The 634-nt window shown below is 50.0% G+C and carries 1 rRNA gene; it reads right to left on the bottom strand.

The annotated features are described in order from the left end of the window. Nucleotides 1–596, bottom strand: a 23S ribosomal RNA gene (locus AC1RQG_RS27830); the annotation flags it as partial. Nucleotides 597–634: the final 38 nt, after the last annotated feature.

The raw sequence follows: 634 nt of genomic DNA, 5'->3' as shown, positions 1-634 counted from the left end.
GCCACTGAATGTAAGTCGCTGACCCATTATACAAAAGGTACGCAGTCACCCCACAAGGAGGCTCCTACTGTTTGTATGCACACGGTTTCAGGATCTATTTCACTCCCCTCCCGGGGTTCTTTTCGCCTTTCCCTCACGGTACTGGTTCACTATCGGTCGATTACGAGTATTTAGCCTTGGAGGATGGTCCCCCCATATTCAGACAGGATTTCTCGTGTCCCGCCCTACTTGTCGTACGCTTAGTTCCACACATCGCATTTCACATACGGGGCTATCACCCGCTATGGCTCCAATTTCCAGTGGATTCTGTTATGCGTCATGCTAAAACGTACAGGCTCTTCCCATTTCGCTCGCCACTACTTTGGGAATCTCGGTTGATTTATTTTCCTGCAGCTACTTAGATGTTTCAGTTCGCCGCGTTCGCTTTGCATGCCTATGTATTCAGCATGCAATGACCCAGAGGGCCGGGTTTCCCCATTCGGAAATCTGCGGATCAAAGTGTGTTTGCTCACTCCCCGCAGCTTATCGCAAGCTACTACGTCCTTCATCGCCTGTAATCGCCAAGGCATCCACCATGTGCACTTATTCACTTGTCCCTATAACTTTAGCCCCTTGCGACTAAACAAAGGAGCGG

The organism is Rugamonas sp. GW822-FHT03B10 (assembly GCF_058801745.1).
Note: the sequence above shows the minus strand (reverse complement) of the source record. Positions and strands in the feature narration are given on the sequence as shown.